Genomic DNA, 13,970 nt, shown 5'->3' with positions numbered 1-13,970 from the left:
TCAGGGGGTAGCAGGTCCGTGAATCGCATCGGAGTGACCGGTCACCGCTCCATCCCCGCCGAGGCCGAGGCCCATGTGCTCGCGGGGCTGCGGGCCGAGCTGTGCGGCCTCGACGGCGCGACCGAGGCGCTCTCCAGCCTGGCGGTCGGCGCCGACCAGCTCTTCGCCGACCTGGCCCTCGCCTGCGGGGCCAAGCTGACGGCGGTGATCCCCAGCGGCGACTACGAGGCCTGCTTCGAGAACGCCGTGGACCTGGCCCGCTACCGGGCGCTCAGGGCGCGCGCGGCCCAGGAGGTCCGGCTGGACTTCCCCCACTCCACGGACGAGGCGTACTACGCGGCGGGCGCCTACATCGCCGACCACTGCGACCGGCTGCTGGCCGTCTGGGACGGCCGCCCGGCCCGTGGCCTCGGCGGGACGGGCGACATCGTGACGTACGCCCGCGCCCTGGGCCGCCCGGTCACCGTCATCTGGCGCGACGGGGTGCTGCGCACCTGAGCCCCCGCCGGTTCCGCCCGGCTCACACCCGGTGTCTGACCAGCCAGTCGGTGTGTTCGGGCGAGACGATCCGCTCGGTCTCGAACACCGCGGCGGGCCACTGCCGCTCGGTGAGGGTGGTCTCCATCGCGGCCTGCATCGACTCCAGGTCCTGCTCCACCAGCGAATGAGCCGAGATCAGCGGATGGTGACGGCGCATCTCGTTCCAGGCGAGGCAGGCGGCGGCGGCCGCGGACAGCACCCCGGTCAGTCCGAAGGCGCGCCCCACCCCGAAGGCCTGGAGCACGCTGAGCGCCAGCGCCGGGAGGGTCAGGGCGACGACGGCCCCCGACCACAGGAGCGCCCCGCGCCGCGAGACCTGCTGGCGTCTGCGGTACCAGCGCCGCTGTTCGATGAGCCGGTCCCGTACATATGTTTCCTTGCGGACGGTGTAGGCCTTGTTCCTTAAGGTGCGCATCGATTCCGTAATGAGGCCGCCGCCGGAATCCGCCAGCTTCTCGCGAGGGTCCGCCCAGCCTACTTTCCGCAGTTCCTGAAGGCCTTCTTCGAGGCGATTGGCGAACAGGGCCTCGGGGTGTTCGGCCGAGCTGTCGAAGGGCGAGCCGTGGACCGCGTAGCGCCAGCAGTTGGACTTGATGAACTCGGCCGCCGAACGGTTCAGTTGCCAGTGCGACTTTGCTTTGCGGCGGGAGGCGAGGAAGGTCGCGATCAGGACACCGAGGTACGCCAACGCCGCTGCGGCGTCGAGGAGTTGGAAAGAGCCTCCGAGCCGGACCTGCCACGGCAGGGCCGCGGGCACGGCTCCCGCGGCGAGCAGTGCCAGTTGTCCGCGCGTGGTGTTCACGGCCTCGCGCTGCCGGGCGACGGCTATGGCGTCCGTGTGATGGAACAGGACGGGCAGGTCGGCGTTCCTGAAGACCATGCTCTGCAGGGGTCCCGGAATCGCCGTCATGATCGCTCCTTTGTCCCGTACCGTTTTCCCCGCATGACGGAATGAAATATTCCGATCCATTTGGAGCAGTCGCGCGTTCACCGGAGGTTGTGCCCGCGTGCAAGAGTTGCGCGCGCGGGGTATGAGAGTAAAGTCGTGCCGCCGGACACTGCAATGGTGCAGTTGCCGGTGCTCATTCCGTGTCCGGAACGAACCCATCAAGGACGGCCGTGAAGACCTACGAATCCTCTCCCTCCTTCGCTGTTGCGAAGAAGAGTCGTGTTCCACTCGCGAAGATCGAGGCTTCGGACAGCGCTGCCGCGCTGAAGCTCGGGCGCGTGTTCGCATCGACGACCGGTCGTTCCACGCAGACTGCCACCTTCAACTCTGCGCTGTAGGCGACTCACCAGCGATACCCGCCAGCTGGTATGACGCGGTGTCAGCAGCTGGCTAGACTGGTGAAATGACAGGACCCGCGGTGCCATTCCGCGAAATCGTTCTGAAGGTTCACAGCAGGTGCGATCTCGCCTGCGACCATTGCTATGTCTATGAACACGCGGATCAGAGCTGGCGAACCAGGCCGAAGGTTATCTCTGACCACGTCATTCGCCGGACGGCCCAGCGCCTCGCTGAGCACGCCGGGACTCATGCACTGCCCTCCGTGACAGTGATCCTGCACGGAGGGGAGCCTCTGCTCGCCGGTCCCGCACGGCTGCGGACCGTCTGCGAGGAGTTCGGCTCCGCGCTCGCGGGCATCGCCGACCTGGATCTGCGCATCCACACCAACGGCCTCCAGCTGAGCCCCCGCTATCTGGACCTCTTCGACGAGTTCGGCGTCAAGGTCGGCATCTCGCTGGACGGCGACAAGGCCGCCAACGACCGCCACCGCCGCTACGCCGACGGGCGCAGCAGCCACCCCCTGGTCCTCAAGGCCGTGGAGCTGCTCGGCCAGGATCGCTACCGCCATCTGAACCTCGGCCTCCTGTGCACCATCGACATCGAGAACGACCCCGTCGCGGTCCTGGACGCCCTGACCGAACTCGAACCTCCGCTGGTCGACTTCCTCCTCCCGCACGCCACCTGGGACGAGCCGCCGCCCCGCCCGGACGGATCGCCCACCGCGTACGCCACCTGGCTCCTCGCGGTCTTCGACCGCTGGCAGGAACAGGGGCGACCGGTTCCGGTCCGCCTCTTCTCCTCGGTGCTCTCCACCCTCGGCGGCGGCCCCAGCCTCACCGAATCCCTGGGCCTGGCCCCCACCGACCTCGTCGTCGTCGAGACGGACGGCCAGCTGGAGCAGGTCGACTCGCTCAAGAGCGCCTACGAGGGCGCGGCCGCCACCGGTTTCGACGTCTTCTCCCACTCCTTGGACGAGGTCGCCGCCCACCCGGGAGTCCGGGCCCGGCAGCTCGGTCTGGCCGGGGTCGGCGAGGCCTGCCGCCGGTGCCCCGTCGTACGTTCGTGCGGCGGCGGGCTCTACACCCACCGCTACCGCTCGGCGAGCGGCTTCGACAACCCCTCCGTCTACTGCGCCGACCTGGAGGCGCTCGTCCGGGGCATCCAGCAGCGCACCGAGTCGGCCACCGTCTCCCCGGCGCTGGGCGACCCGGCGGACCTGGCCGCCGCCCAGCAGGATCTGACCCGCACCCTGCTCGCCCTGCTGCACGCCGAACTCGACGGCCGCGCGGGGCAGGAGTGGGACGAGGCCTGGGCGATCGCGGCCGCGGCCGAGTCCTCCGAGCCCGGCGCCGCCGCCCTCGACGAGGTCCTGGCCCACCCGTATGCGCGCACCTGGCTGCTGGACGTGCTCGAAGGGCTGCGCGCCGGGAGCCCGGAGGCCGTCGGCGCCGCGCTGCGGCTCTCCGCCCAGGTCGCGGCGGCGGCCGTACGGGGGGGTCTCGACCTGGCCGTCCCCGTCACGTACCGCGCCGGACGCATCGCCCTGCCCACCCTCGGCGAGCTGCGGCTCGGCGGCCCCGGGGAGAGCGGCCGCGTCTCGGTGCGCGCCACCGGCGACGGGTTCGAGGTCCGGAGCGAGGACGGCACCCGCCGCGCGATCGCGCTGGACGGCCGGGACGCCCCCGGCTGGCGCCCGGTCCGCCGGCTCGCGGCGGCCGGTGTCCCCGCGTTCCTGCTCGACGACCTCGACCCGTACCGCGACTGCTTCACCGCGCCCGCCGCACCGCGCCTCGCGCCGGACGCGGCGGACCGGTGGGCCGCGGTCATCGGCCGGGCGTGGGCGCTGCTGGCGGAGGCCGCCCCGGAGCAGGCCGCCGCCGCGGCGGCCGGTCTGACGACGCTGACCCCGGTGCAGCCGCCCGCACCGTGCGGGCCGGGGCGGCAGGAGGGGCGGCAGCACGGCTACGGGGCGCTCGGCCTGCCGGTGACGGGGGACGCGGAGGAGCTGGCGCTCGCGTTGCTGCGGGGCCACCGGCGTACGGGACTGCGGGCCCTGCTCGACGTCACGGACCTCTACGCCTCGGACGGGGCCTGGACCCACCGGTCGCCCTGGCGGGAACAGGAGGTCCCGTTCTCCCGGCTGCTGGCCGACACCCACGAGCGCGTGGGGCTCGCCGCGCTGGACCCCCGCTTCCTCCGGGGTGTGCCCGAAGCGCTCGACCGCCTCGAAGGGGCGGCCGAGCCGACGGTGGACGGGCTGCGGCTGCTGGATCTCCTGCGCAAGGAGACGAGCGGGGCGGTGCACCGGGGGAGTGGCGCGGTACACACGGGGACAAGCGGGGATAAGCACCCCAGGATTACTTTCGATCAAGAAAGACTCTGACGAAACCTGGGTATGAATGACTGGAAAGCGGCGTTGAATGACTGAACGTCAGGGGGGTGGAACAAGGTCCACTCCGGAATGATGAATCCGCTCGCATTCATCACCGACCTTGGGTGCGGGTGCTCATACAGGACGGGGGTCGTGTGCACGCATCGACGCAGCAGCGAGCGGCGGACCATCGGCCGTACTTCTTTCTGAGTTACGCCCACACACCGGGGTACGGCGGTGGTACGGACCCCGATATGTGGGTCGAGCGGCTTTTCCAAGATCTTTGCGGTCATGTGATGGCCATGACCGACCTGCCCGCGGGCGCGCCCGCGGGATTCATGGACCGGGAGATACGTTCCGGAGAGGGCTGGTCGGAACGGCTCGGTGACGTCCTCGCCACCTGCCGGGTCTTCGTCCCGCTGTTCTCGCCGCGCTACTTCGCCAGCGAGATGTGCGGCAAGGAGTGGTACGCCTTCGAGCAGCGCGCCATCCACCACCGGGCCCGCTCCAACCAGCCCGCCGAGGCCATCGTCCCCGCCCTCTGGGTGCCGGTGCCGCCGAGCCAGCTCCCCGGATCGGCTGAGCGCTTACAGTTCAACCACCGCGACTTCGGGGACCGTTACGTCAGCGACGGCCTCTACGGTCTGATCAAGCTCAGACTCTTCGCCCAGGAGTACGAACGGGCCGTCTACGAACTGGCCAAACGCATCGTCAGCGTCGCCGACACGGTTCGCATCGACACCGGCCGCCCCGTCGACTACCGCCTCGCCCCCAGCGCCTTCGGCTCCCCCAGCAGCGGGGTCGGCGCCCCCCGGCCGATGCGGATCACCATCGCCGCACCCACCCGCCACGAGCTGCCCGAGGGGCGCGACGCCGACTACTACGGCGACCACCCGCAGGACTGGAACCCCTACCACCCGGACGCCGCCCGCCCCCTGGCCTACGTCGCCGAGGAGCTGGTGCGCTCGCTCAACTACCAGGCCCAGATCACCTCCTTCGACGAGGAGTCGGGCCAGCCCGAGGGCAAGGCCCCGCCCAGCACCCCGGAGATCCTCATCGTCGACCGCTGGGCCCTCCAGGACGAGGACCGCCGCCTCAGGCTCGCCGCCTTCGACGCCGAGAACCGCCCCTGGGTGACCATGGTCGTGCCGTGGAGCCGCGACGACCACCAGAGCCGGGCCGCGGAGGCGGAGCTGACCGAGAAACTCGAAGCGACCATGCCCGCCAGGATGCGCCACGGCCGGACCTTCTGTCGGGCCGCCGCCCGGGGCGTGCCCACGATGGAGGCCTTCGGGCAACTCCTGCCCCAGGTCGTCGAGGTGGCCGCCCAGCAGTATCTGAAACACGCGACGGCCTACCCGCCGGGCACCGGCGGCGGACACAGCGAACGGACCCGGCTCACCGGCCCCATGGGCGCCACCAGCTACACACCCGATCCGCACGACCTCGCGACGGAAGCGGAGGACATATGAGTACCGGTCGTGACGGACGCATCGTCACTTTCTACTCGTACAAGGGCGGCACCGGGCGCACCATGGCCCTCGCCAACACCGCCTGGATCCTCGCGGCCAACGGCAAGCGGGTGCTGGCCGTCGACTGGGACCTGGAGGCGCCCGGACTCCACCGGTTCTTCCACCCCTTCCTCGACCCCGCCACCCTCGGCGCCACCACCGGAGTGATCGACCTGATCACCGAGTACGCCTGGGCCGCGACCAGCCCCGCCCAGCGAGCCGACGACTGGCACCGCGACTACGCCCGCATCCAGCCGCACGCCGTGTCGCTGACCCCGGAGACGCTCGGCTGGGAGTTCCCGCAGGGCGGCACGCTCGACTTCGTCTCCGCCGGACGGCAGAACCGCGAGTACTCCGCGACCGTCTCCACCTTCGACTGGGACAACTTCTACGACCGGCTCGGCGGCGGCCACTTCTTCGACGCGCTGCGCGACGACATGAAGGCCAACTACGACTACGTCCTCATCGACAGCCGGACCGGCCTCAGCGACATCGCCGACATCTGCACCGTCCACCTCCCGGACGTGCTCGTCGACTGTTTCACCCTCAGCGACCAGTCCATCGACGGCGCGGCCTCCGTGGCCCGCCAGATCGCCGAGCGCTACACCGGCCGCCCCATCTCCGTCTTCCCCGTCCCCATGCGCATCGACGAGGGCGAGAAGGAGAAGGCGGACGCCGGACGGGCACTGGCCCGGCTCAAGTTCGACCGGCTGCCCCGCGACATGTCCGGCGACGAACTCACCGCCTACTGGGGCGCGGTGGAGATCCCCTACCGCCCCTACTACGCCTACGAGGAGACGCTCGCCACCTTCGGCGACGAGGCCGGGCTGACCAACTCGCTGCTCTCCGCCTTCGAACGGCTCACCGCGGTCATCACCGGCCGTGAGATCACCTCGATGCCCCCGATCGGCGAGGAGGTCCGCCTGCGGATCCGCGACGCCTTCACCCGGCGCAGGCCCGCTCTGCCCGCCGACCTCTTCCTCAGCTATGTGGCGGAGAACCGGATGTGGGCCGACTGGATCGAGTCCGTCCTCACCCGGGCCGGCTTCCGGGTCGTCCCGCGCGACGTCTCCGCCGACCGCCCGCCCGAGGACACCGCGAGCCCCGCCACCGAGAACGCCGCCCGCACGGTGGTGCTGCTCTCCACCGCCTACCTCAAGTCGCAGCGCGGCGTGGAGCTGTGGGAGCGGGCGGTCGCCGAGGACCCGGGCGGCGGCCGCCGCCAGCTGCTGCCCCTGCGGGTCGGGGACGTACGCCTCAGCGCCCCCTACATCGACCGCAACCCGGTCGACCTCTTCCGCCTCGACGAGGTGCACGCCACCACGGCCCTGATGCGCGCCCTGGACCGGCCGGTGCAGCTGGTCGACGGTGTGGCCCCGGGGCCCCGGTTCCCCGGCACCGTACCGAGGATCTGGAACGCACCGCCCCGCAACCCCGGGTTCACCGGCCGCTCGCTCGTCCTGGAGCGGATGCGCGACCAGCTCGGCGGCGGTCTGGCCGTCGTCCTGCCGCAGCCGCAGACCCTGTACGGACTCGGCGGTGTCGGCAAGACCCAGGTGGCCCTGGAGTACGTGCACCGCTTCATGGCCGACTACGACCTGGTGTGGTGGATATCGTCCGAACAGCCCGACGACGTGGTCGCCTCGCTCGCCGAACTCGCCGTCCGGCTCGGCGCCCAGGGCGGCGACGACATGGCGGTCGCCTCGCAGGAGGCCGTCGACCTGCTGCGGCGCGGGGTGCCCTCGGACCGCTGGCTGCTGGTCTTCGACAACGCGGACGATCCCGAGCAGCTGCGCCGCTACTTCCCGCAGGGCGGCTCCGGCCACATCCTGGTGACCTCCCGCAACCAGAGCTGGTCCCAGCACGGGGACGCCCTGCCCGTGGACGTCTTCCTGCGCGAGGAGTCCATCGAGCACCTCCAGCGCCGGGCCCCGGGGCTCAGCGACCAGGACGCCGACCAGGTGGCCACCGCCGTGGGCGACCTGCCGCTCGCCGTCGAGCAGGCGGCGGCCTGGATCGCGGAGACCGCCACCCCCATCGACGCCTATCTCGAACAGCTCGCCCAGCAGGCGCCCCGGGTCCTCGCCCTCAACCAGCCCGCGGGCTACCCGGAACCGGTCGCCGCCACCTGGAACATCTCCATCGCCCGGCTCAAGGAGCGCTCGCCCGCGGCCGTACGGCTGCTCCAGCTCTGCGCCTTCTTCGCCCCGGAACCGATCTCCGCGAACCTCCTCTACAGCAAGGAGATGATCGACGCGCTGAAACCGTACGACTCCTCGCTCCAGGAGAAGCTGGTGCTGGGCCGGGTCATCCGGGAGATCGGCCGGTTCGCCCTCGCCAAGGTCGACCAGGTCTCCAACTCCATCCAGGTGCACCGCCTCGTCCAGGCCGTGATCAAGGCGCAGCTCAGCGAGGAGGAGCAGCGCGAGGCCCGGCACGTCGTCCACCGCATCCTGGCCGGCGCCCGCCCCGACGACGACGAGCCGATCGACAACCCGGATACCTGGCCGCGCTTCACGACCATCTGGCCGCACCTGGGCCCCTCCGACGCCCGCAACTGCAAGGAGCCGGAGACCCGCAGGCTCCTGATCGACCGGGTCCGCTACCTCTGGAAGCGCGGCGACGTCAGGACTGCGGGGGCGCTGGGCGACGAGCTGCGGGAGATCTGGCAGGAGAAGCTGGGGGAGCGGGACCTGCAGTACCTGTACCTCTGCTTCCACCTCTCCAACATCCTGCGCACCCGCGGGCGTTACGTGGAAGCGAAGGAGCTCGACGAGTTCACGCTCCAGCGGCAGCGCGAGGTGCTGGGCCCGGAGCACCCGCACACCTACATGACCACCAGCAGCCTGGCCATCGACCTCGGGCTGCTCGGGGACTACGGCCGGGCGATCGAGATGGCGACCGAGGCCCACGAGGGATTCGGCCAGATCTTCCACGACTCCCACCCCCGGACCCTGGCCGCCGCCAACAACCTGGCCCTGAACCTGCGCAGCGTCGGCCAGTACGCCCGCGCCCGCGAGATCGACCAGGACGTCTACGATCTGCGCTCCCAGGTGCTCGGCCCGGAGCACCCCTACAGCCTGTCCTCCGCGATGAACCTGGCCCGCGATCTGCGCGAGGTCGGGCGGTACGAGGACTCCGTGGGCCTGCTCAGCCGCGCCTACGACAGCTGCAAGCGGACCCTGGGGCGCAGCTTCCCCACCACCCTGAGCGCCGCGAAGAGCCTGGCGGTGTCGTTGCGGCGGGCCGGCCGGCTGGAGGACGCGCACCGGCTGACGGTCGCCACCCGCGCCCGGTACCGGGCGAAGTACACCACCGCCAACCCCGATTCGCTGGCCTGCGACCTCAATCTGGCCGCCGACCTGTTCGCGGCGGGCGAGGCGGCGGAGGCCCGGGAGACCGCCCAGGAGGTCGTCGACCAGTACATGAAGGTGCCGGGGGACAAGCACCCCTCCACCCTGGCCGCCCAGAACAACCTGGGCATCTATCTGGCGGGTGTGGGAGAGGCCGAGGAGGCGGAGCGGGTGCACCGCCGCGTGGTCGCCTCGATGCGGGACATCTTCGGGCACGATCACCCGCACACGCTGTTCTGCGTCATGAACCTGGCCAACGCCACGGCCGAAGCGGGCGATCTCGACCTCGTCCTGCGGACCGAGCGCACGGTCTCCGGCCAGCTCAAGGAGGCCCTCGGGGCACACCACCCGGAGACACTGGCGATGACCTCGAACATCGCGGTCACGCTGGATGCCATGGGGCGCAAGGACGAGGCCCTGCACGTACGGGCGGAGGTCGTCGACGAGCTGGCCCGCCAGCTGGGCGACGACCACCCGCTGACCCGGATGGCGCGGGACGAGCGCAGGTTCCGGCGCGAACTGGAACCGCTGGCGGTGTGATCGGGCGAGCCTGATCTCTGTGCCGGGCCCGGGCGTACGGGCCCGGCGCGGCGCTGCTCTCCCCGCGTCAGAGGGGTACGGCGGAGGGCAGCGGCCGGTCCGGATCGGCCCGGTCGTCCAGCAGCCAGTCGAGGACGCGGGGAAGGACGGAGAACGCGTCGAAGTGCGCCGCCGCCGGCTCCAGTACGGCGGTGGCACCCGGGATCTGCCCGGCCAGCCAGCGGGAGTGGCCGACCGGGGAGAAGACGTCCTTCACCCCGTGCCAGAGCAGCACCCGGCCGCTGATCCGGGAGGGTTCAAAGCCCCAGGGGCTGCAGAAGGCGAGGGCGTCGTCGATCCAGCCGTACGCCGAGGTGCGCAGCCCCTCGCTGTAGTTGCGCAACAGCATCGACCGGATGCCCGCGTCATTGACCACCACCCGGTCGGAGTCGGTCAGCTCCCGGCGCAGATCGTCCAGGAGCTTCACCGGGTCGCGCCGGATCTGCGCCGAGCGGACGATGAAGGACTCCGCGAGCCCGTCCGGGTCGGCTGCCGCTGTGGAGTACGCGTCCACATTGGACGCGGCCATCCCGTCGAACCAGTCGAGCCCGGCCGCGCCCCAGGGGGCGAGCGGGACCAGGGCGGCGGTACGCGTGACCCGTTCGGGCAGCAGGGCCGCGCAGGCCAGCGCGTGCGGGGCCCCGCCGGAGCGGCCCACGACGGCGAAGCGGGCGAGGCCCAGGGAGTCGGCGATCGCCCGGACGTCCTCGACGACATCGCCGACCCGGCGGCCCTCGTGCCGGTCCGAATCGCCGTACCCCGGGCGGTCGTAGGTGATCAGTTGTGTACGGCGCTGATACAGGACCATGCCGCGGGGAGCGGGCCCGAGCCTGCTGCCCGGGGTCCCGTGGAGCAGAAAGACCGGTCTGCCCCGCGGGTCGCCCAGCCGCTCGACCATCAGATGCCGCCCGTCCGCCGCGCGCACCCGATTGCGCACCCGCGCCTCCTCAGATCGGTCACCCGGCCGGTCCGGGCACGGCGTGCCCGGCGTGTGCCGTCGTTCGATGATGACCCATCAGAGGCGTTACGGGGACTGTTGGGTGACAGGAACTGTGAAGGCCCTGGGAGGCTCCCGGCGGACGGTCTCCGTCGGCATCCGGACAAGTGGGCGCGTCATCCGGACCGGCTGGGGCGAATACCGGACAGGACTAGTCCTCACCCAGGGACCGCCGGTGATCGCACCGGGTGTTCGCAAACGGAATCGACATGGCATGACCCGGGGTAAGTGAACGCCCCGCGTGCGAAGCGTCGGTGTGGTGTGCACGTCTGGAAGTCGACCTTGTGTGCTAACGGTGACCTCGGAATAGTGGGCGCCCCATCCTCCGTGTACGGGCACCCCACTTGCTCCGTGCACGGCCCCCACAGGAGGTCGAAGTTGAAGCATCGACGCATATCCAGGAAGCGCGCGACGCTGGCCGGTTCGGCCGTCGCCGCCCTGGTCGCAGCGGGATTCACGTTCCAGACTGCGAACGCCAGCGACGAGATGTCCGAGTTCACGGTCAAGGCGCTCAGCGCGGACGCGGCCGGAAAGCTGGCCTCCGCTCTCGACCGGGACCTGGGCGCGGACGCGGCCGGGACGTACTACGACACGAAGGCGAAGGCCCTCGTCGTCAACGTCGTCGACGAGGCCGCCGCCGAGCAGGTCCGCCAGGCCGGCGGCAAGGCCAGGATCGTGGAGAACTCCCTCGCCGAGCTGAAGTCGGCCCGGCAGACCCTCACCGACAAGGCGACGATCCCGGGCACCTCCTGGGCGGTCGACCCGGTGACCAACAAGGTGCTCGTCACCGCCGACAGCACGGTCGACGGCGCGGCCTGGAAGAAGCTCTCGGCCGTGGTCGAGGGGCTCGGCGGCACGGCCGAACTGAACAGGACCGCGGGCGAGTTCAAGCCGCTGATCGCGGGCGGCGACGCGATCTTCGGCTCCGGCTCCCGCTGCTCGCTCGGCTTCAACGTGGTCAAGGACGGCGAACCGTACTTCCTGACCGCCGGCCACTGCACCGAGTCGGTCGCCAGCTGGTCGGACACCCAGGGCGGCTCGGAGATCGGGAGGACCGAGGGCTCCAGCTTCCCGGAGAACGACTACGGCCTGGTCAAGTACACCTCGGGCATCGCGCACCCGAGCGAGGTCAACCTCTACAACGGCGCCACCCGGCAGATCACCCAGGCGGGCGATGCCACGGTCGGCCAGGCGGTCACCCGCAGCGGCTCGACCACCCAGGTGCACGAGGGCGAGGTCACCGCGCTGGACGCCACGGTCAACTACGGCAACGGCGACATCGTCCGCGGCCTCATCCGGACGACGGTCTGCGCCGAGCCGGGCGACAGCGGCGGCGCCCTCTTCGCGGGCGGCACCGCACTCGGCCTGACCTCGGGCGGCAGCGGCGACTGCTCCTCGGGCGGTACGACCTTCTTCCAGCCGGTACCGGAGGCGCTGGCCGCCTACGGAGCCGAGATCGGCTGACCGCTGATCCCGGGGGCGTACGCGTCCTGAGCACGGCAACGAGGAGAGGTCCCCGGTCCGGCCGGGGGCCTCTTCCCGTGCGCGAACGGGCGGTGACGGGTCAGGCGGCCTGGGGCGGATTGCCGGGGGCGGTCTCGGCCGGGGCGACGCCGAAGATCTTCACGGCCTGGTAGTAGGTCCAGGCCGTGCTGTTGCACGAGGTGCGCTTGGCGCCGGAGTACGCGGCGCACACGCGCTTGAGGTCCGCGTAGAAGGCGGAGTCGATGCGGCTCTTGTGGGCGGAGAACGTGCCCGCGGCCTTGTAGTTGCGGTAGCCGAAGTCGTGGCGGGCGCAGGAGTTCCGGAAGGGGAAGCCGAACGGGTTGTCGGGGGAGCTGCTGCAGTAGTCCGTGGACCAGTTGAAGCGGTACGCGGCCCAGGCGCCCTGGTTGTTGCGTGCGGCGTTCCAGGCGTTGTAGCTGGAAGCGCTCGTCTGGGTCCAGGAGCTGAGGACCTGGGGCTTGTCGGCGGGGGCTGCCGAGGCCGAACCGGCGGTGATCAGGGTGAGCGGGAGGGACAGGGCGACCGCGGCGAGCGGGGCGGTGACTCGACGACGCATGAGCGACCTCCGTGGGGGTGGAAGGGGTGTCCCGGCCGTGCTCCTCGTCGGGTGGTACGAGGCGGCTCCACGATGTCGTCATGGACCTGTCACGTCTAGGTGTTAAGTCAACCTGACATCAGAAATTGGCGTGTACGTCAGATGGGGCCGCCGCCGGGCGGCCCCATGGGCGGATCGTCAGCGGCCCCGCGAGTGGATCGTCGGCGGCCCCACGGGTGGATCGTCAGGAGGTGAGGGCCGCGTCCTTCTCCGGCCGGCGCCGCATCGACAGGAGCAGGGTCACGGCCGTGCCGACGACCGCCCAGGCGGAGAGCACCAGGAGCGGTCCGGTGACCGCGTTGCCCTGGAAGTAGGCGATGGAGCGGGCCACCCAGGTGCCCGCGCCCGGGGGAAGGGCAGGCCCGATCGCCCGCCAGAAGTCGGGGAGCATCGGCATCGGGAAGGCGCCGCCCGCGCTCGGGTTGCCCGCGATGACGATGATCAGGACGGCCAGGCCGATGCCGACGATGCCGGTCAGGGCCTGTAGGGCGAGCGTGGTCATGCCGACCGCGAAGACGACCAGGGCGCCCAGGCCGGCCAGCCCCCAGAAGCTGCCGGGCAGCGCACCGAGGATCGGGCCGATGACGATCGCGCCGCCGATGCCGCCGACGATCGAGTACAGCGCCATGGTCCCGGTCCGGATCAGTGCGCGCTGCTGGTTGGCGGGCTTGGCTCCGGCGCTGATCGCCAGGATCGAGGCGCAGAGGTAGCCGCCCACGCACCAGCCGACGACCAGGTAGAAGGACGAGAGTCCGTTGAAGTCCTCGTCGGAGGCCGGGGCGACGTCCACGGTCCGCACGGCCCGCTGCTGGGAGGCGTCGGCCTCGGTGAGGATTCGTTCCAGCGCGGTGGTCAGGGCGGTTCCGCCGCCGGAGGCGACCAGCAGGGTGTCGGTGCGGCCCTCCGGCGCGACGATCAGGGCGCCGTCGATCTCACGGTTCATGATCTGATCGCGAGCCTCGGCGGCGCTGCTCACCGTACGGGGGTCCAGCGGTCCGCCGGGCAGGTCGTCGAGCCGGTCGACGAGCTGCTGGGACATCTGCTGCGGTGCCACCACCCCGAACGCGACGTCCGTCGGCTTCGGCTTGTGCAGGGCCCCGACGTAGGACGCGATGAACAGCAGTTGCAGTCCGAGCACCCCGATGACGAGCAGGGCGGCCCGTGGAGTGACGGCGTTCTTCACCTCGTCGACGAAAGTCATGCCCCAACCGTCCGGTCGGTGCGGTGTCC

At 71.0% G+C, this 13,970-nt stretch carries 10 protein-coding genes; 6 read left to right on the top strand and 4 right to left on the bottom strand.

Annotated features, from left to right (window positions below):
- Positions 1 to 18 precede the first annotated feature (18 nt).
- Positions 19 to 498: a hypothetical protein gene (locus tag ACZ5WC_RS15680; protein ID WP_311118944.1), complete on the top strand. Its 480-nt coding sequence runs from the start codon at positions 19 to 21 to the stop codon at positions 496 to 498.
- 22 nt (positions 499 to 520) lie between these two features.
- On the opposite strand, the gene ACZ5WC_RS15675 is transcribed toward ACZ5WC_RS15680, so the two are convergent.
- Positions 521 to 1,450, bottom strand: coding sequence for a DUF4231 domain-containing protein (locus tag ACZ5WC_RS15675; protein WP_468541297.1), 930 nt, complete (start codon positions 1,448 to 1,450; stop codon positions 521 to 523).
- 209 nt (positions 1,451 to 1,659) lie between these two features.
- On the opposite strand from ACZ5WC_RS15675, the gene fxsA reads away from it, so the two are divergent.
- The 4 genes from fxsA (at position 1,660) to fxsT (ending at position 9,603) form a co-directional block, all read left to right on the top strand.
- Complete coding sequence (gene fxsA / locus ACZ5WC_RS15670) at positions 1,660 to 1,827, top strand: FxSxx-COOH cyclophane-containing RiPP peptide (protein ID WP_311118942.1); 168 nt, start codon at positions 1,660 to 1,662, stop codon at positions 1,825 to 1,827.
- Between the two features lie 65 nt (positions 1,828 to 1,892).
- Positions 1,893 to 4,211, top strand: a complete 2,319-nt coding sequence (gene fxsBH, locus ACZ5WC_RS15665) for a radical SAM/SPASM protein FxsBH, inactivated beta-hydroxylase extension form (RefSeq protein WP_468541296.1) — start codon at positions 1,893 to 1,895, stop codon at positions 4,209 to 4,211.
- A gap of 119 nt (positions 4,212 to 4,330) precedes the next feature.
- Positions 4,331 to 5,671 carry an FxsC protein gene (gene fsxC, locus ACZ5WC_RS15660; RefSeq protein WP_468541344.1) on the top strand — a complete coding sequence of 447 codons (1,341 nt, stop codon included), beginning with the start codon at positions 4,331 to 4,333 and terminating at the stop codon, positions 5,669 to 5,671.
- Positions 5,668 to 9,603 (top strand): FxSxx-COOH system tetratricopeptide repeat protein, encoded by a 3,936-nt coding sequence (gene fxsT / locus ACZ5WC_RS15655; protein ID WP_468541295.1) that lies wholly within the window; start codon positions 5,668 to 5,670, stop codon positions 9,601 to 9,603. Before fsxC ends, fxsT begins: the two co-directional genes overlap by 4 nt.
- Positions 9,604 to 9,670: 67 nt before the next feature.
- On the opposite strand, the gene ACZ5WC_RS15650 is transcribed toward fxsT, so the two are convergent.
- Entirely contained in the window at positions 9,671 to 10,579 is a 909-nt protein-coding gene (locus ACZ5WC_RS15650) for an alpha/beta fold hydrolase (protein WP_468541294.1), read from the bottom strand.
- Between the two features lie 438 nt (positions 10,580 to 11,017).
- On the opposite strand from ACZ5WC_RS15650, the gene ACZ5WC_RS15645 reads away from it, so the two are divergent.
- Positions 11,018 to 12,103: a S1 family peptidase gene (locus tag ACZ5WC_RS15645; RefSeq protein ID WP_468541293.1), complete on the top strand. Its 1,086-nt coding sequence runs from the start codon at positions 11,018 to 11,020 to the stop codon at positions 12,101 to 12,103.
- 100 nt (positions 12,104 to 12,203) lie between these two features.
- Here the strand turns inward: ACZ5WC_RS15645 and ACZ5WC_RS15640 are convergent, their stop codons facing one another.
- Entirely contained in the window at positions 12,204 to 12,701 is a 498-nt protein-coding gene (locus tag ACZ5WC_RS15640) for a phospholipase (protein ID WP_468541292.1), read from the bottom strand.
- Positions 12,702 to 12,924: 223 nt separating this feature from the next.
- Positions 12,925 to 13,941: a DUF3533 domain-containing protein gene (locus tag ACZ5WC_RS15635; RefSeq protein WP_468541291.1), complete on the bottom strand. Its 1,017-nt coding sequence runs from the start codon at positions 13,939 to 13,941 to the stop codon at positions 12,925 to 12,927.
- Between the last annotated feature and the right edge of the window lie 29 nt (positions 13,942 to 13,970).

The sequence above is a fragment of the Streptomyces sp. NPDC033165 genome, assembly GCF_055577965.1.
Note: the sequence above shows the minus strand (reverse complement) of the source record. Positions and strands in the feature narration are given on the sequence as shown.

Coding starts and splice junctions, on each gene's coding strand:
- ACZ5WC_RS15675 (WP_468541297.1), bottom strand. CDS start 1,450: ATGACGGCGATTCCGGGACCCCTGCAGAGCATGGTCTTCAGGAACGCC.
- fxsBH (WP_468541296.1), top strand. CDS start 1,893: ATGACAGGACCCGCGGTGCCATTCCGCGAAATCGTTCTGAAGGTTCAC.
- fxsT (WP_468541295.1), top strand. CDS start 5,668: ATGAGTACCGGTCGTGACGGACGCATCGTCACTTTCTACTCGTACAAG.
- ACZ5WC_RS15640 (WP_468541292.1), bottom strand. CDS start 12,701: ATGCGTCGTCGAGTCACCGCCCCGCTCGCCGCGGTCGCCCTGTCCCTC.
- ACZ5WC_RS15635 (WP_468541291.1), bottom strand. CDS start 13,941: ATGACTTTCGTCGACGAGGTGAAGAACGCCGTCACTCCACGGGCCGCC.